Raw genomic sequence first — 15,765 nt, 5'->3', positions numbered from 1 at the left:
AGAATGAATCGACTACTTTCCATTGTGATCGCGCTTGGGCTGGCAACCTTGTTCGCAGGCTGTTCGAGCACCCCCCCGTATAACCAGACACTCGATGAAGCTAGGTCCGCCTATCTTGCCATTGAGCAGGATCCCGACGTTGCTCGAAGTGGCGCAGCCCAGTTACGCAGCTCCAAAACACAGCTGGAAAAAGCTGAGATGTTGCTTGAAGAAGATGCGGACATAGAAGAGATTGAACATGCTTCCTATCTCGCTCTGAGGCACGCCGAAATCGCCCAACAACAAGGATTACGCGCCGCCTTGGAGGAAGATGTCAGCGAGGCCGAAGAACGGCGCAATCAGATCATGCTAAACATGAAGACTCAGGAAGCAGCCGATCTACGCGCCCAGATGGCCGCCATGCAAGCGGAGCAGACAGAGCGCGGCATGGTGCTGACCTTGGGCGATGTGCTGTTTGACGTGGGCAAGGCAGACCTCAAACCCTCTGCCCAGAGAACCATCGACCAGCTTGCCGGCTTCATGAAGCAGTATGAGGAACGCAGGGTGCGCATTGAGGGTTATACCGACAGTACCGGCGACGAGGCCTTCAACCAGCGCCTTTCTGAACGCAGGGCCATGTCGGTCTACGAGGCACTGCTGAGTGAAGGCATCTCCAGCAGCCGAATCGAAGTCGAGGGCTACGGTGAGGCCTACCCGAAGGCCAGTAACGACACCAGTTCAGGCCGTCAACAGAATCGGCGGGTAGAGGTGGTTATCTCTGACCAGAACGGGGTGATCAAGGGCCGCTGACGGAGACAGGAAACATCGGTGCCTTCGCTCAATGAAGGCACCGATGAATCTGCTCCCCAAAGGCCAAACAGGGCTACTGCGTCCCCTCGCCCCCCAGGTTCCCGATGAAACCGACAGGCGCTACCCGAAGCTTTCCCCTTCTGCTACTCACGCTGTTGCTCGTCAGTTTTTCAGAAGCAAACCATGCGGCACTGAGATGCGGCACCTCTCTGGTCAGCGAGGACGCCTGGCCCTACGAGGTGGAAAAGCTGTGCGGCAAACCGGATTACGTGGCCATCTACCCGACAGCCGCCGTACCTGGTCTTGGCGTGGTTCAGACCGAAGAGCACTGGTATTACAATCCCGGCCCCCAACGGTTCATCCGCAAACTGACGTTTCGAAATGGCAAACTGACCCGCATCGACAACCTTGGTTATGGGTTCCACACTCCCTCGAAGGCCCGCTGCAGTCCAAGCACCCTGAGACACACCACCAACGAATACGAACTGGTCGCCCGATGCGGTGAACCGGCCTCCAAACGGGTTGAGTGGGCCCTGCCCACCCAGCGCAAACGCACCGAAACATGGCAGGTTCTGCAACCGGTCTATGTGCAGCACTGGCTCTACGATTTCTCGAGCAACCAGTTCCCACAGGTCGTCACGCTTGAGAATGGCCTCGTCGTCGACGTTGAGTCCCGGCCCGAGTAATGGCTTGGGCAGTGAAGCAAGTGCTCTATCTGATCAAGAGGAAAACCAGGTAAGAACCAACCGCTCCGATCTACAAAGCAGTCTGTGCTTTTTATCGACGGTTTCACCAGTGAGCCCTGTCAGCTTCCTATACATCGATCTCCGACCCCAAAAAGATAAATCGCTAAATTTAAAGTGTGATCTACATCACGGCATAAAGAGTGCAGTAGCCAAAGAACAATTCCTATAACCTAAAGGGATCTTAGTTATGCGCGTTGCTACCTTGATTGCCGCCTCGGTTTTCAGCAGTTTTTGCTGGAGTGCGCCCATCACCTATCTGTTCTCGGGAGTCACCACCAACATCGTCATCAACACGGGAGATTATGATCCCTCTGCCCCTTTGGTTGGGGATGACAGTTCCCTGATCACGAGTGGTGACGTCACTATGAACGGACAGATTGTCTTTGACCCAGAACTTTTCCGAAGCGGTGCTGGCGGGGAAGGATTGGGGGAAGTCCTGTCCTGGGAATTCAACACCCAGGGCCTTAGCTACGCCGGCGCTGGTGGTGCTTTCCATTACCTGGACTTCAGTGACAATGCCCTTTCCTATCTGGACGAGGTTCCAACGGGCGGTTTCGGGCCAGATGTAGTCACTCTGGATTTCGAATTTTCCGGCACACCGTTCTCCCTCGGTCCCGCTGATTTTCCGATCGCCGACTTCCTGGGGGGCACTTTTTCCACCGCCATTGACCTGGCGTCAGTAAGCGATGAAGTCGTTCTTTACGGTCTCGAAGGTGAAATTACCGACATTCAGGTCGCTCCGGGGCCAACTCGAGACCTCGTCTCTGTCTCAGGCCCATCCAGCCTTTACCTGATGCTGATCGGGCTGCTTGCACTCAGCGGTTGGTGTGCCCGGCAATCACGCCGGGCGAATTGAGACGACGAAACCGGGTAGGTCGGGAAGGCGGCATTCCTGACCTGCCGTACCCGGTTCGCTCTATTCAGGGAGCGGGCCGGAACCAGACCTAGCGCTGCTTGTCGGGCAGGGAATGCACAAAGTCCAGGCAACGGTCGAGCCAGACAGACAAGTCTACATCTTCGGCGACACCCTCTGCCCGCACATACAGCAGCCCCTTCATGGGCCGGCCGGTGAAGTCCATTTCGCTGGCGTAAGGTTTACGGAGGCACGCTTTGTACTGTTCCGGCCCCACGCGGGCCATCAGGGTGTCTCCAAGAATGCCGCAGCACATGTGGCCAGACACCATGAAACAGAGCCCGCCGAACATCTTCTTCTCAGCCAACTCTGCCTTGCCGTTCAGCATGTCCCTGACTCGTTCCGCCAGGCCTTCGTCGTACGCCATGGGTTGGGTCTCGCAATTGCATCCAGTTGGAAAAGGCCACCCCGGGCGGGGCGACCTGCAGATTAGTCTAGCTCTCCACGGCGGTTCGCACACCGGAACCCTTAACAGCTTTTGATTTCGAGCGAACAGTGGGCAGTAGTTTGGGCACACTTGCCTGGTACTCTTTGTAAGTGCCCCCGAACTCCTCGACCAGGTCTTTTTCTTCAAGCCGGGTTCCGAACAGGATGTACAACGTCATCAGCAGCGCGAAGTACGCATGGCCGAGGGTCATGGTCGGACTCGCCCACACCAGAATCAATACACCAGTCATCATGGGATGGCGAACCAGTTTATAGAGGAATGGTGTGACAAACCGGGGCACGAGCGCGTGTTGCCCGTCTTCCTTAAGGTTGGCAAAGGCTTGCTTGAGACCGAACAGTGACCAGTGGTCAATCAGGAAGGTGGAGAGAAACAGAATGCCCCAACCCAGGCCATACAGGGCGTACAGGCCCACTTTTGCGGCCGGTGTTTCGACCTGCCACAGCATTCCACCCATGGGTTGCCAGGCCAGCATGATCACGATCAACGTGATACCGGATGCAAGCACATAAACACTCCGTTCAACATGGGCCGGGACGGAACGGGTCAGCCAGGTCTTGAACCCTTTTCGGGCCATAACGCTGTGTTGCAGTGCAAACAGACCGATCAGCAACGCATTGCTTAGCCAGGGCAGAAAGAACTGGGTTCCCGTGTCGATGGAGAACAGCGGGCAGGCATTCACCAGGAACGCCATAAGCCCCAGTATCGCGGCCATGCCGACGCTATAACTGAACACTGAGAACACGATTGCGATGATTTTTTTCATGGTTGTATCCCCCGAATTAGATCTTGTTGTCCACTGGGTTATGCCGCGTCGACACAGACAGGGTCTGGCACTGAGTGGGTTGAGATGAAATCAGAAACTGCCTGGAACGTTGGAGCACGATGAGTCAGGGGCAGAAGATGCCCCGCTCCGGGAACGATGGTTTGCCGGGTGACGGCAACGCGGCTGACCAGATCATCGATCACGTCATGGACAATTGGTTTGGTACGCTCACCCTTGATCAGATGAACCGGCATAGTCAGTGACGCCATGTCCCGGGCACTGTAATCGGGCAGCATCAATTCGCTGAACTCATGAAAGATCTTCTTCATGCAGGCGATTTGCTCTGGCTGAACGGGAACTGCCGACTCAAACTGATCATCCAGCCCCTGCCAGAATCCAAAGAACTGCTTGGCGGCCGAGGAGCAGGCGCCAGAACGCATATACTGGGTAATAGCATCACCGATCGAACAAAACTCCCGAAAGGATGCCGAGTGGCCATCTGGTTTGTTCAGAACACGGATGGCAGCCGGATCGATCAGGGTCAGGGTCTTTACCTGCCAGGGAACCCGGATCGCGGCCTGAAGGGCCTTGCCGCCCCCATAGGAGTGGCCAACCAGGTGGCAGGGTTGATCAAGCCCTTCCAGAATCTGCGTGACCATCCGCAAATCAGGGTTGTCATCGCCACGCCATGGAGTGAAAGGCACGGAACGTCCATAGCCGGCAAAGTCAGGTGTGATGAACCGATGCTGAGTGAGATAGTGCTCCATGCCCTTCCATTGGCGATGGTCACCGCCGCTGCAGTGCAGCATGACCACGGGCTCGCCCTCTGCGGTTTCGTGGTAATGGAACAGCTGTTGGTTAATAGTAAGGGTATGTTCAGAAGACATGATGGGCTCCTCCGGAGGCTGGTTTCTGGTGAACTGCACGATCAGTATCTTCAGGGGCGTGGCAGAAACGTGGCAGCCAGGAAGGGCTCAGAAAAAAATCAATAAGGACGATGATGGGTCAGAAAAACAGCATCTGGCAGCTCAACGTATTGGGCGCACCATCCCTGCAACAGGGCTCGGAGGTCGTGCGCCTCAAGCGCAAGAAATCACTGGCTTTACTCTGTTATCTCACGCTGTCCAACCGGATGTGTTCCCGCGATACCCTCGCCTGCCTGTTCTGGCCGGATCAGGATGACCAGAATTCACGGATGAACCTGCGCAGTGTGGTGTCCGACCTCAATAGAGTACTCGGGCACAATTGGGCCCAACTGAATGGAGACAGTCTGGGCATCCACGAGCAGTTTCCCCTGATCACCGATTTATCTGCGATGGAAATGGCGTTGGCCGAACCGGTACTGCCGGATCTGGACAAAAAGACTCTTGACCACTGGCAGGCCCAATTCATGGAAGGTTTCTATCTGGCCGGGTGCGACACCTTTGACGAATGGCTTTACATTCAGCGGGAAAGCACATCCCGAACCTTTCACGCCCTGCTGGAACGGATGATTCGCCGTGCCGAATCTCACCAACAGTCTGAGCATCTCCAGCGGCTTTGCGAGCGGATGTTTGCGGTTGATCCTCTGTACGAGCACGCGTATGCCGCGCTGATTCGGCAAGCCTGGCTTGAAGACAAGGCGGAGCACGCGCTGTCGCTCTACCAGCGACTCGCCGACGTACTGGACGAAGAGCTCGGCATCCAGCCAGGTAAAGAACTGAGATCACTGGCCCAGAGCATTCGTAACGGGGAGCCTGCCCCGGCGCGGCAAACTTTCGAGGTTTCTGAACACGATGTGCAGATGTCTGACGTGGCCTACGCCAGAAATCAGAGCGTACACATCGCCTACAAGTCCATCAGCTCCGGCAAGCCTGCCCTGGTGGTGGTCTGGGGCTTTGTTTCCCATCTGGACCAGTTGACGGATCTGCCATCACTTGAAAGTCTGTTCTTGGCACTGAGCGAAGACTTCACCGTGATTCTGTTCGACAAGCGGGGCATGGGGTTGTCGGATCGCGTGGCCGAGCCGGCGTCGCTGGAGGATATGGCCGACGACATCATCCATGTCCTTGACCATGCCGGCGTGGCAACCGCTACGTTATTCGGATTCTCCGAAGGTGGCCCCACTGCGATTACCTGCGCCCACAGACACCCGGACAGGATCTCCCGCCTCATCCTTTACGGAACCTCACCAAAGTGGGTGAAATCTGAGGACTATCCTTACGCGATTCCCGATGAAGCCTATGATCGCTGGATCGAATTCCTCGAGAACAACTGGGGCAAAGCCAACAATCTGGAGCACTTTGCACCGACGGTGGGTGCCGATGAGCAGATGGTCCGGTGGTGGTCCAAGTGTATTCGTATGTCGGCAAGCCCGGGTTCCGTGCGCAGCGTCCTCGAGGCGGACCGGCATATCGATGTGAGGGACCTCCTGCCAGAGATCAAACAACCTACGCTGATCATTCAGAAGAACAAGGACCGGATGATGCGGATCGAGAACGGTCGGTATCTGGCCCGGCACCTTGAACAAGCCGTCTACATGGAAATCGAAGGGCGGGATCACTGGTTCTGGGCGGATAATCGGCAGGCAGTGATTGAAGCCGTCAAAGAGTTTGGCCGGCGATACCCTGAATCCTAGCCGGCACATCGAGCCGGGTTACAGCCTGATCAGACTGCTCCCTCGAGAACACAAAAGAGCCCATCACGTTTTCGGCTCCCGGATGAATTGATTGAACGAAAGGTCGTGGGGATGGGTTCAGTCCTCATGGGAGGCCCGCTTTTCTGGCGTATTGAATGGAGTAGCCGCGGTAGCAAGCAGCCAAGGCGAGGCAAATAATGCCAGGCACGAGCAGCGCCTGGAAATAGAACTGGCCGAACAGGTACGCGCCAAAAAAACCGCCAATAACAAAGCCCGCGATAATCAGCGTGAACAGAATGGCCTTTCGTTTGTCGAACGCTTCGCCCCTCAGAACAGAGCCAAACATGACCCCCAAATCGGTGAAGATACCCGTGAGGTGGGTCGTGCGAACCACCGCCCCGCTGTACGTGGTGGCCAGGGCATTCTGGATACCGCAGGCCGCCGAAGCCGCATAGTGGCCATAAAACGACCCTTTCGATAACAGGTACAAAGCGACGAATATGAGCAGGGACTCCACCACCAGTGCCGTATCGTAATGCCGCCCCAGTTTTAACGTGGCACCGGGCAACAGGAATCCCGAAATGGCCGATCCTACGAAGAATGCGAACAACACACCGGCGAAATTAAGCGAGCTCTGAATGGGCCCATCCAGGAAGCTTGTTCCAAGCAGCGTTGCAGTACCGGAAAGATGGGACACCGACTGGTGATCAAACCCCAGAAGCCCGATGGCATTGATGCACCCAGCGACAAAAGCCAGAATAAACGCACCGTATTCAATCCATTTTGGGAGTTTTGATATCAACAGCCTGGCCCTGGTAATAAGTGTCGCTCTATTGGCGTAGTAGAACACACTTGGAAAACGAAGCGCATCAGCGACGTACTGCCCGGTACGATCCGCTAATCATCGGGTGAATTCCCGCATGTCGCTACCCCCATACTGATTCAAATGATAAAGAGTGAGCCCGGAGAACCAAACGACCCAAGGCGCCACGCCCCTCCCGCCAACTCATGCTCGCCAGACAGACTTTGACATGCTATCTTCCCCACCCCGTTTCATATTCTGAACACCCGTTAAGTATCTTATGGACAAAACAGCGCATTTCTGGGCATGGATGTTACTGTTCGTCAGTTTCGTCTGGGGCATTGAGTTTTCATTGGTGCACCAGGCGCTCGACAGCCTGACACCGCACCTGTTCAACGCAGTTCGCTTTTTTATCGCGGTCATCACCCTACAGCTGTGGTGTGCATGGCGAGGAACTCGCCTGACTTTGCTGGCCAATTCTGACACGCTGAAACATGGCGTTGTGTTAGGCGCCCTGCTCTATGCGGGCTTCGCAACTCAAAGCATCGGTCTGCAGTACACTACCGCCAGCAATGCCGGCTTTATCACTGGTTTGAACTGCGTGATGGTGCCGATTATTGCCGCCCTTTGGTTACGTCAGAAAATGCGCTACTGGGTTTGGCTCGGTGTTGGCTCCGCAACGCTGGGTACTTTTTTTCTGACCGGTGGCGTCTCGGGGTTCGGAATCGGTGAGTTATGGGTCCTGGTTTGCGCCCTGTCTTTTGCGTTGCATATTGTCTACACCGGTATCTATACAAGGGAAAGCGATGCGCTGTCCCTGGCACAAATTCAACTTATTACCGTTACCGTACTCAGTGCCGGATCAGCCGTCGCCGTTGAGAGCCCAGCTCTGAGTGATGCAGCCAACACCCTCATTTTTGATCCGCACTGGCAGCCCTGGGTTGCCATCCTGATTGGAGGGGTTCTAGGAACCGGCTTGGCGTATGTGGCTCAAACCATCGGTCAAAAATTTCTTGAATCCTGGCGGGTCGCGCTCATCTTTACCACAGAGCCCCTCTTTGCTGCGGTCGGTGGCGTTCTGTTGTTAGGCGAATCCCTCAGTGCCCTGGCCTGGATAGGTGGGCTCTTTATCCTGGCAGGTATGCTGGTTGCCGAACTGATAGACAGCGGAGAATCAGACAAGGGTGATGGTAGTGGATCCTGTGAAGCCGTCGCTGGTCGGTGAAGGCCACGCCTTTCGTGGCCATAACGCATTTTAGCTGCGTGTTAATCGCCCAGATATTCCCCCGGTTCCAATACCCAGCACCGCTCATTATGTTTATAGCCAAGGCTCCCATAATAAGCACTCGCTGCCGGGGCCGAGATCAGAATCAACTTGCATAACCGACCTAGCTGATCCTGTGTCAGTGACTGCAGACGCTTACCAATTCCCGACGCCTGGTAGTTCTTGTCGACGGCCAGATCCGATAGATAGCAGGCGTAGTGAAAATCCGTAACGCTTCGGGCGATGCCAACCAGTAAAGACCCATCCCACGCCGTCACGACCAGGTTGGAATTGCGAATCATCCCCTCCATGCAGGCTCGGTCATGGATTGGTCGCCGCTCTCCAAGAGTCGAGTTTTCCAGGAGCTCAATAAACTGGTCTGCAGTGATCGGTTCATTCACTTTGAATTGGATCGCCATAGTATCCTTGACTAATTAACGCTTGGGCCAAGCTGTCGATACCTCGTGCAACGTAGTACCGATCAGCTTAAGTGCCTGGTTATTTTTTTTCATACTGCCCACGAGCTCGAGGGAATATCCTTTATGTTTTTTCAGCAAAATCCACCGGCAAACGGACTTTCTCAGAACCACTAATCTGACGCTTAATACAGACCATTAGCTGTATCGAGTCACCTCATTTAGCGGAGTTTTTCGACAATTGTCTTTGGGCTCCCCATTTGATTCCGCGAAGGCCGTATTAACCGTCAAACGCCTCATCCGTCCGTGCCGCCATGACGAAGTCATTCTGATGCAGGCCACCAATGGAGTGCGTCCACCAGCTGACGGTAGCCTTGCCCCAACCCAGTTGAATATCCGGATGATGGTTTTCTTCTTCTGCCACCGCCCCTACCCGGTTGATGAACGCCAGTGCCTGGGCGAAATTCTTGAAATCGAACTCCTTGTAGAGTTTTTCATGCCCCTTCGCCTCGAGGATCTGCCATCCGGGCAGTTTTTCGTGCAACCGATGCTTTTCGCCTTCCGTGACTCTGGAAGCCGTCTTGCCACAGGCCACACAGGGTTGCCGGGCCAGGTCAGTCATAGCGTTATCCTCTTGGGTTAGCTGAATCCGCGCGTGTCTCGGGAACCCCCGCCAGCCGCAGCCCTTCCAGGTAGTGGGCAATCTGATTGCGCTCTTTCAGGTAGAAGAGTTTCTCTTTCGCAAACGCCACCGAAAATCCGGGGTGCTCAAGCAAAAGCTGGTCCCGGGCTCTGGCGGCATCGTCCAATCGCCCCATATGAGCCTGGGCCACGGCACGGTGGGCGGTGGTCCAGTACTGGCAGTTGGGGATGGTTGCAGCCCGTTCGGTCCATTCCACCGCAGTTTGGTAATCCCCTTTGAAAATCATGGCCAGGGCACCGTAGGTCAGGAAGGCCCACATCTGGGGGTCATTGGGACTCAAAGCAATGGACTTGCGGAAGTTGTCCAGCGCTTCGTCGTATCGGGCTTCGTAGGCCAGCGAATCGCCAAGGCCGCAAAAGGCTGCGGCAAACGTGGGGTTGAGGTCAATGGCGATGCGGTTCTCGGCGATGGCGCCGTCGTATTCCCGGCGCGCCAGCAGAATCCGGGCCTTCAGGGCATGAAAGGTGGCGTTGTTTGGAACCAGGGAAACGGCCTGGTCGCAGGCCTTCAGGGCATCGTCCAGCAGTGGCTGGGTAGGCGAGGTGTCCCAGTACACCATTCCCAGGATGACCGCATAAGCCCACCAGGCAAAGGCTTCGCCAAAGTATGGGTCCAGCTCCTGACTCCTTTTGAGCAGTCGCTGCGCTTCTTTGTTGTCGTCGCCAGTAAACCGGAAGAAGTGATACACCCCCAGATGGTAACAATCCCACGCCTGAAGATTAGCCGGCCGGTTATGCACCAGCCGGTTGCGTTCGGCGTAGCCAATTTCAGGCTCCAGCCGTGCAGCGATGGTTTCGGTGATGTCGTCCTGAAGTTCGAAGATATCAGCAATCTGGCGGTTGTACCGGTCAGACCACAGGGTGTGGCCGCTGTGGCAGTCGGTCAGGTGAACGTTTACCCGAACCCGGTCTCCTGCCTTTTGCACGCTGCCCTCGACCGCGTAATCCACGTGCAGTTGCCTGCCCAATTCCTGCAGGTTGACAGCCTTGCCCTTATAGCCGAAGGATGTGTTCCGGGCGACAACATCCAGCCAGCGATGCTTGGACAGGTTGGAGATAATGTCGGTAGTGATCCCATCCGAGAAGTATTCCTGGTCCGGGCTGCTGGAGAGATTGCTGAATGGCAGCACCGCGACAGCGGGCTTGGCACTGTGGGACGCCGGCACAGACACCGTCGATGGGCCGGCGGGGTCGGACATGAGCGGCTCGGGAGGCACTTCATCGGGTCCGGCCTCTGGCCCGGGCGTTTCTTCCGCGTCGTCTACTTCCTCAACCGGCGCAACGAAGCGAAACCCCTTCTTATGGATGGTTTTAATGTAGCGCTGGGTGCGCCCGTCATCCTGTAGCAGCTTACGGGCGATCTTGATGCGGCTGCTGAGTGCGGCGTCGGAGACAATCCGTCCCCGCCATACCGTTTCGTTGATTTCTTCCTTGCTCACCATGCGATGCCGGTTCTGGACCAGCATCACCAGCAGTTCAATCACTTGCGGTTCGGTCGCGAGCGCTAGCCCACCCTGACTCAGTTCAAAGCGGTCGGTGTCGAGTTCGTAGTCGTCAAACCTGTAGCGCATAAGCCAGGCCCAAGCATTCCCGTCTCTGCCAATGAGGTTATGGCAATCTCCACGTTTTCTCCAGATTTAAATCCGGTTACCGCCAAGCTTGGTGCGTAGCGCAGGCATAAGATGGTCAACGTCGCAAACACAACAGCGCACTTAGCCAACAACGGAGAACGATCATGACCACCCAACAAACTCAAATCGCCCCCAAGTACCTTGTGAACTGCCAGGACGGAGCCAACAATCTGGAGCGGGCCACCATTGCCTTCATTCTGGCCACCACGGCCTCCAAGACCCACGAAACCGCGATGTTCATCACCGCCGATGCCGCCGATCTGTTCGTCAGGGGCGCGATGGATGGTCTGGCTGCCGAAGGCCACGAGCCCATCGCCAACCTGGTGACCCAGTATCAGGGCAACAACGGTCAGATCTGGATCTGCCCCGTATGCCTGAAAACAAAAGGTATTGCCGAGCAGGATCTGATTGAGGGGGTCGAAGTGGCCGGTGCCCCCCGTACCATGGAGTACCTGGCCACGGGCGGAATGATGCTGGCTTGACTATTCTTGAGGGCAGCCGGCCTGGCCGCCCTCCGGAAACCTTGCCGATATCCCTATGTCCAATCCACGGGAGAGCCATCGTCATGAACATAGACCAGGCCGAGTGTGGCAACCTTTCTGAACTGTCCGCCTTATTGGGACAGCAGCTCGATGCCTACCTCAAGTTCGAGTCACCGGATGCCATGCGCCACCCGGAAACATGGCGCGGCGCTCTTGACCGGCCCTTACCGGAACAGGGTGTGGGTGCCGCCGGTGTGCTGTCGGAATTGAGCGAATGGGTCATCCCCAATGGTTCCCAGATTCCCCGCCCCGGCTGTACGTCATTCATCACCACCGGTGCCACCACCATGGGCGCACTAGCGACCCTGGCTGGCGCCATCGCATCACCCCAGCGCATGGGACTCACCGCCTTCAATCTGTTGGAAGAAGTGTCGCTGGACTGGATGGCCCGAATGTTTGACCTGCCGGCTGATATGAAGGGGGTCTACAGCAGCGGCGGCTCGGTGGCTAACCTGGTCGCATTGGGCGGGGCCCGCCAGGCGGCCTTTGAGGCCATTGGTATCGATCCTGCCCGGGATGGCGTGTCCCGCCCCTGCCGGATCTATGCCTCCGCCGAATGTCATCATTCGGTTCAGCGGGCAGCAGCTGTGCTGGGGATGGGAAGGCAATCTGTCTGCAAGGTCGCGACAGACGATCAGGGCCGCATGCGACCGGACGCCCTGAAGCAACGGCTCCGGGAAGACCAGCAAAGCGACCGCCTCCCGGTGGCCGTGGTCGCCAATGCCGGCAGTACCAATCGTGGTGCCATCGACCCGCTACGGGTCATTGGTGACATCGCGAAGGCCCATGGGCTCTGGTTCCATGTGGACGGTGCCTACGGCCTGCCCGGCATTCTGGACCCCAGGGTCGCCCCGCTGTACGACGGTCTGGAACTGGCCGATTCAACGATTGTGGACCCTCACAAATGGTTAGGTGCCCCCGTTGGCATCGGCGCAACCTATGTGCGGGACCGGGAACTGCTGAACCGGGCCTTCACACAGGAGGCGGCCACGTATCTGGAGGGCTCCCTGATCGGAGAAGGCATCACCCACTCCATGGACAACCTGGGCATCCCCTATGCGGATATGGGGGTGGAGCTGTCGGCCCCGGCCCGTGGCACGGTGGTGTGGGCACTGATCCGGGAAATCGGTTTGGAAGGCATGCGCGAACGCATTTGCCGGCATAACGACATGGCCCGGCATGTGGCCGAACGCGTCCAGGCCCACCCGAATCTGGAGCTGGTATCAGCGCCCACGCTCTCGATTATTGGATTTCGCTACATCGATGAAAACGAACCTGACCTTAACGAACTGAACCGAAAGATTCACCGCAGGATGGTGCAGCGGGGTAACGCCATTCCAAGCACCACCGTGGTCAACGGCATCCTGGCCATTCGCCCCTGCTTTGTGGGCGCTCGAACCACGATGAAAGAAGCTGACGAACTGGTGGACGAAGCACTATCAGCCGGTCAATATTTAACCACAACGACGAATAAAATCGCTGAACAACGATAAACGTCCGGGCACGCATCCAGACGAAGCAGCGAAGGAGAAACATCATGGGTACACGCTACAACAGCATTTTGGACACCATCGGGCACACTCCGGTGGTCAGGATCAACAACCTTGCGCCGGAAGGCGTCAACCTCTATGTGAAAGTTGAAGCCTTCAATCCTATGGGCTCGGTGAAGGATCGTTTGGCACTGGGTGTCATCGAAGACGCCGAGCGCCGGGGCGAACTCAAGCCCGGACAAACCATTGTGGAAGCCACCAGTGGCAACACCGGCATTGGCCTGGCTATGGTCTGCGCCCAGAAGGGCTACCCCCTGGTAGTCACCATGGCGGAAAATTTCAGTGTGGAACGGCGCAAGCTGATGCGTTTTCTGGGCGCAAAAGTCGTGCTCACACCTGCGTCCCTGAAAGGATCCGGTATGGTATCCAAGGCCCAGGAACTGGCCAAAGAGCATGGCTGGTGGCAGCCCCGCCAGTTCGAAAACCCGGCCAATGCCGACACCCACGAACGCACCACAGCAGTGGAAATTCTGGAGGATTTCGCGGATGTCGGGCTGGATTACTGGGTCACTGGCTTCGGGACCGCTGGCACCCTGAACGGTGTATCCCGGGTTCTGAAACGCGAAAGCCCGAATACTCGAGTGGTGGTCTGCGAGCCAGACAACTCCGCCATCCTGGCCAGCGGCATTGCACAGCCCAGAGCCGCTGACGGCAATCACTCGGAAAGCCACCCCCTATTTCGCCCGCACCTGATGCAAGGATGGTCACCAGACTTTGTGCCCAAACTGGCCGAAGAAGTCATGCAGGCCCATAACATTGACGAATTCCTGCCCATCGCCGGTAGCGACTCCCTTCAATGCGCCCGGGATCTTGCCTGCAAGGAAGGCATTTTCGTCGGTATTTCCTCTGGCGCCACCTTTGCCGGTGCGCTGCAGGTAGCCCGCAATGCACCGAAAGGCTCGAATATCTTGTGCATGCTGCCGGATACCGGCGAACGCTACCTGACCACACCATTGTTTGAGGATGTGGCCGTTGAGATGACCGATGAAGAAATGGCGTTGTCTCAGTCCACCCCAGGCTTCCGGTTCGACGTCAACACACCCCAGGCTCCGGAGCCCAAGGAAAAGCCGGTTGAGCTGGACCCGGAAGCGGTGGAGGAAGTGGAAGCCCTGATCAATGACCCCAGCAGCCCCATCGTGATGTTCGCGCTGGAATGGTGTGAGTTCTGCTGGTCGGTGCGTAAAGTCTTCCAGAAATACGGGATTGAATATAAATCCGTGGACCTAGATTCCGTGGTGTATCAGGAGGGTAACCGGGGCGGCAAGATCCGGGCGGTACTCAAAGAGAAAACCGGCTGGGCCACACTGCCCCTGATCTTCATCAACGGAGAGTTTATTGGCGGCTGTACCGATATCTTCGACCAGCTCAAGGACGGATCCCTTCAACCCAAGCTGGAAACCCAGCACATCCCCTTCAACCCGGAGATCCAGGTGGACCCGTACACCATGCTGCCGGGCTGGCTGCACCCTCGTTAATGATCAGACAGGTAAAAAAGGGGCTCATTCGAGCCCCTTTTTTTATGCACCCCCTTCGGACCAGGATTTCATAAGCCCTAACAACACTCCGCCCGAAATCTCCCAATCATCACCCGATTTAAACCAGAGAACCGCCAAGTTCTCAAAGGCTCATCGTTTTAACCTGAAACTGTTCCAACTGATCGGACACAACAACGGAGAACAACGCCATGTATACCCAAAAATCACAACTCTATTACCCACCACTGGAGCACGTCGCTGGCCACTTTTCCTGGATTCAGGAACGGCCGGACGATTACATGCCCCGTCGCACCGAAGACACCACCATGCGTTTTGCCGCCACCACTGCCGTGATGGCCATGGCATCTACCCTGGTGACCGCGGCCGCCTGCCTGATTCCCTGGATTGCCCTGAGTGTGGGCATCGGCGGGCTAGGTTTCCTGACCCGCTACACCTACCTGCAGGTGCCCGCCACCATCATGACGGTTGCCCTTCTGGCCATCAGCTACCGGGCCCTTCGCCGCAGCCGTTGCCAGGGCACGACTTCTCGCCTGACCCAGGGGCTGTTCTGGTTTGCTGTGGCCCTGGCGGTTGCCATCAACCTGATCGAATACATGGTTCTGCCTGCACTGGCCTGAGCCCATAACAAACGAAGGAGACCCGCCATGAAAACCACCCTTCTGATTCTGACCCTGATGGGCGCTCTGGTTCATATCGCCGCCATGCCGCCTAAGGCCCATGCTGATGAAACACAGAGTACAGCGCAATCCACCACCCTGCGAATTGATGACATGTCCACCCCCGCCTGCCCGGCACTGGTGGAAGCTGCCGTCGCCAATGTTCCGGGAGTGGAAAGCGTCAAAGCTTCTCTGGACACAAAAACCGCCATTGTTTACTACGATGCCTCACAAAGCGGCCCCAAAGATTTCATGCAGGCCATTCGCAAAGACGTTGGTTTCCACTCTGAAATCCAGCAATAAACGCTCCCGCCTGATGCCTTCGCCGGTGGTTTCCCAATCACCGGCGATTTAACCAAACGCTCTCCGAAACACCCCGCCGTTTAACTTGAAATCATGCCCCTTTCAGAATACTGTATATTTAAACAGT

The 15,765-nt window shown here is 56.6% G+C and carries 17 protein-coding genes; 10 read left to right on the top strand and 7 right to left on the bottom strand.

Annotation, left to right across the window (positions count from 1 at the left end; all coding sequences use genetic code 11):
• The first annotated feature begins 3 nt into the window (after positions 1-3).
• The 3 genes from K8I84_RS14305 to K8I84_RS14295 all read left to right on the top strand — a co-directional run bounded on the left by K8I84_RS14305 (position 4) and on the right by K8I84_RS14295 (position 2,391).
• Positions 4-789: an OmpA family protein gene (locus tag K8I84_RS14305; RefSeq protein WP_223795461.1), complete on the top strand. Its 786-nt coding sequence runs from the start codon at positions 4-6 to the stop codon at positions 787-789.
• Between the two features lie 104 nt (positions 790-893).
• Entirely contained in the window at positions 894-1,475 is a 582-nt protein-coding gene (locus tag K8I84_RS14300) for a DUF2845 domain-containing protein (RefSeq protein WP_223795460.1), read from the top strand.
• A 247-nt stretch (positions 1,476-1,722) separates the two neighbouring features.
• On the top strand, positions 1,723-2,391 hold the full coding sequence (locus K8I84_RS14295) for a hypothetical protein (protein ID WP_223795459.1): 669 nt from the start codon (positions 1,723-1,725) through the stop codon (positions 2,389-2,391).
• An 88-nt stretch (positions 2,392-2,479) separates the two neighbouring features.
• On the opposite strand, the gene K8I84_RS14290 is transcribed toward K8I84_RS14295, so the two are convergent.
• From K8I84_RS14290 to K8I84_RS14280, 3 genes are all read right to left on the bottom strand, one after another.
• Positions 2,480-2,815: a TfoX/Sxy family protein gene (locus K8I84_RS14290; RefSeq protein WP_223795458.1), complete on the bottom strand. Its 336-nt coding sequence runs from the start codon at positions 2,813-2,815 to the stop codon at positions 2,480-2,482.
• Between the two features lie 67 nt (positions 2,816-2,882).
• A complete protein-coding gene (locus tag K8I84_RS14285; protein WP_223795457.1) occupies positions 2,883-3,659 on the bottom strand; it encodes a methyltransferase family protein in 777 nt (258 codons plus the stop codon).
• Positions 3,660-3,697: 38 nt separating this feature from the next.
• Positions 3,698-4,546 (bottom strand): alpha/beta fold hydrolase, encoded by an 849-nt coding sequence (locus K8I84_RS14280; RefSeq protein WP_223795456.1) that lies wholly within the window; start codon positions 4,544-4,546, stop codon positions 3,698-3,700.
• Between the two features lie 113 nt (positions 4,547-4,659).
• On the opposite strand from K8I84_RS14280, the gene K8I84_RS14275 reads away from it, so the two are divergent.
• Positions 4,660-6,276, top strand: coding sequence for an alpha/beta hydrolase (locus K8I84_RS14275; protein WP_223795455.1), 1,617 nt, complete (start codon positions 4,660-4,662; stop codon positions 6,274-6,276).
• A 124-nt stretch (positions 6,277-6,400) separates the two neighbouring features.
• Here K8I84_RS14275 and K8I84_RS14270 read toward each other — a convergent pair whose 3' ends face one another.
• Entirely contained in the window at positions 6,401-7,078 is a 678-nt protein-coding gene (locus K8I84_RS14270; protein WP_223795454.1) for a YoaK family protein, read from the bottom strand.
• A 280-nt stretch (positions 7,079-7,358) separates the two neighbouring features.
• Between K8I84_RS14270 and K8I84_RS14265 the strand changes: the two genes are divergently transcribed.
• Positions 7,359-8,303 carry a DMT family transporter gene (locus K8I84_RS14265; protein ID WP_223795453.1) on the top strand — a complete coding sequence of 315 codons (945 nt, stop codon included), beginning with the start codon at positions 7,359-7,361 and terminating at the stop codon, positions 8,301-8,303.
• Positions 8,304-8,344: 41 nt separating this feature from the next.
• On the opposite strand, the gene K8I84_RS14260 is transcribed toward K8I84_RS14265, so the two are convergent.
• The 3 genes from K8I84_RS14260 to K8I84_RS14250 form a co-directional block, all read right to left on the bottom strand.
• On the bottom strand, positions 8,345-8,761 hold the full coding sequence (locus tag K8I84_RS14260; RefSeq protein ID WP_223795452.1) for a GNAT family N-acetyltransferase: 417 nt from the start codon (positions 8,759-8,761) through the stop codon (positions 8,345-8,347).
• Between the two features lie 277 nt (positions 8,762-9,038).
• Positions 9,039-9,380 carry a 4a-hydroxytetrahydrobiopterin dehydratase gene (locus K8I84_RS14255; RefSeq protein ID WP_223795451.1) on the bottom strand — a complete coding sequence of 114 codons (342 nt, stop codon included), beginning with the start codon at positions 9,378-9,380 and terminating at the stop codon, positions 9,039-9,041.
• Positions 9,381-9,384: 4 nt separating this feature from the next.
• Positions 9,385-11,031: a winged helix-turn-helix domain-containing tetratricopeptide repeat protein gene (locus tag K8I84_RS14250; RefSeq protein ID WP_223795450.1), complete on the bottom strand. Its 1,647-nt coding sequence runs from the start codon at positions 11,029-11,031 to the stop codon at positions 9,385-9,387.
• Positions 11,032-11,195: 164 nt separating this feature from the next.
• On the opposite strand from K8I84_RS14250, the gene K8I84_RS14245 reads away from it, so the two are divergent.
• The 5 genes from K8I84_RS14245 (at position 11,196) to K8I84_RS14225 (ending at position 15,638) form a co-directional block, all read left to right on the top strand.
• Entirely contained in the window at positions 11,196-11,573 is a 378-nt protein-coding gene (locus K8I84_RS14245; protein WP_223795449.1) for a DsrE family protein, read from the top strand.
• Between the two features lie 83 nt (positions 11,574-11,656).
• The gene (locus K8I84_RS14240) at positions 11,657-13,126 is read left to right on the top strand and encodes a pyridoxal phosphate-dependent decarboxylase family protein (protein WP_223795448.1); all 1,470 of its coding nucleotides are present in this window, start codon (positions 11,657-11,659) and stop codon (positions 13,124-13,126) included.
• A 44-nt stretch (positions 13,127-13,170) separates the two neighbouring features.
• The gene (cysK, locus tag K8I84_RS14235; RefSeq protein WP_223795447.1) at positions 13,171-14,658 is read left to right on the top strand and encodes a cysteine synthase A; all 1,488 of its coding nucleotides are present in this window, start codon (positions 13,171-13,173) and stop codon (positions 14,656-14,658) included.
• A gap of 209 nt (positions 14,659-14,867) precedes the next feature.
• Positions 14,868-15,296, top strand: coding sequence for a hypothetical protein (locus K8I84_RS14230; RefSeq protein WP_223795446.1), 429 nt, complete (start codon positions 14,868-14,870; stop codon positions 15,294-15,296).
• Between the two features lie 27 nt (positions 15,297-15,323).
• Positions 15,324-15,638 carry a heavy-metal-associated domain-containing protein gene (locus K8I84_RS14225; RefSeq protein WP_223795445.1) on the top strand — a complete coding sequence of 105 codons (315 nt, stop codon included), beginning with the start codon at positions 15,324-15,326 and terminating at the stop codon, positions 15,636-15,638.
• Positions 15,639-15,765 lie beyond the last annotated feature (127 nt).

The sequence above is a fragment of the Marinobacter sp. F4216 genome (genome assembly GCF_019931195.1).
Lineage (GTDB): Bacteria > Pseudomonadota > Gammaproteobacteria > Pseudomonadales > Oleiphilaceae > Marinobacter > Marinobacter suaedae.
This window is presented reverse-complemented; position numbering and strand designations above follow the sequence as displayed.

Coding starts and splice junctions, on each gene's coding strand:
- K8I84_RS14305 (WP_223795461.1), top strand. CDS start 4: ATGAATCGACTACTTTCCATTGTGATCGCGCTTGGGCTGGCAACCTTG.
- K8I84_RS14300 (WP_223795460.1), top strand. CDS start 894: ATGAAACCGACAGGCGCTACCCGAAGCTTTCCCCTTCTGCTACTCACG.
- K8I84_RS14295 (WP_223795459.1), top strand. CDS start 1,723: ATGCGCGTTGCTACCTTGATTGCCGCCTCGGTTTTCAGCAGTTTTTGC.
- K8I84_RS14290 (WP_223795458.1), bottom strand. CDS start 2,815: ATGGCGTACGACGAAGGCCTGGCGGAACGAGTCAGGGACATGCTGAAC.
- K8I84_RS14285 (WP_223795457.1), bottom strand. CDS start 3,659: ATGAAAAAAATCATCGCAATCGTGTTCTCAGTGTTCAGTTATAGCGTC.
- K8I84_RS14280 (WP_223795456.1), bottom strand. CDS start 4,546: ATGTCTTCTGAACATACCCTTACTATTAACCAACAGCTGTTCCATTAC.
- K8I84_RS14275 (WP_223795455.1), top strand. CDS start 4,660: ATGGGTCAGAAAAACAGCATCTGGCAGCTCAACGTATTGGGCGCACCA.
- K8I84_RS14265 (WP_223795453.1), top strand. CDS start 7,359: ATGGACAAAACAGCGCATTTCTGGGCATGGATGTTACTGTTCGTCAGT.
- K8I84_RS14260 (WP_223795452.1), bottom strand. CDS start 8,761: ATGGCGATCCAATTCAAAGTGAATGAACCGATCACTGCAGACCAGTTT.
- K8I84_RS14255 (WP_223795451.1), bottom strand. CDS start 9,380: ATGACTGACCTGGCCCGGCAACCCTGTGTGGCCTGTGGCAAGACGGCT.
- K8I84_RS14250 (WP_223795450.1), bottom strand. CDS start 11,031: ATGCGCTACAGGTTTGACGACTACGAACTCGACACCGACCGCTTTGAA.
- K8I84_RS14245 (WP_223795449.1), top strand. CDS start 11,196: ATGACCACCCAACAAACTCAAATCGCCCCCAAGTACCTTGTGAACTGC.
- K8I84_RS14240 (WP_223795448.1), top strand. CDS start 11,657: ATGAACATAGACCAGGCCGAGTGTGGCAACCTTTCTGAACTGTCCGCC.
- cysK (WP_223795447.1), top strand. CDS start 13,171: ATGGGTACACGCTACAACAGCATTTTGGACACCATCGGGCACACTCCG.
- K8I84_RS14230 (WP_223795446.1), top strand. CDS start 14,868: ATGTATACCCAAAAATCACAACTCTATTACCCACCACTGGAGCACGTC.
- K8I84_RS14225 (WP_223795445.1), top strand. CDS start 15,324: ATGAAAACCACCCTTCTGATTCTGACCCTGATGGGCGCTCTGGTTCAT.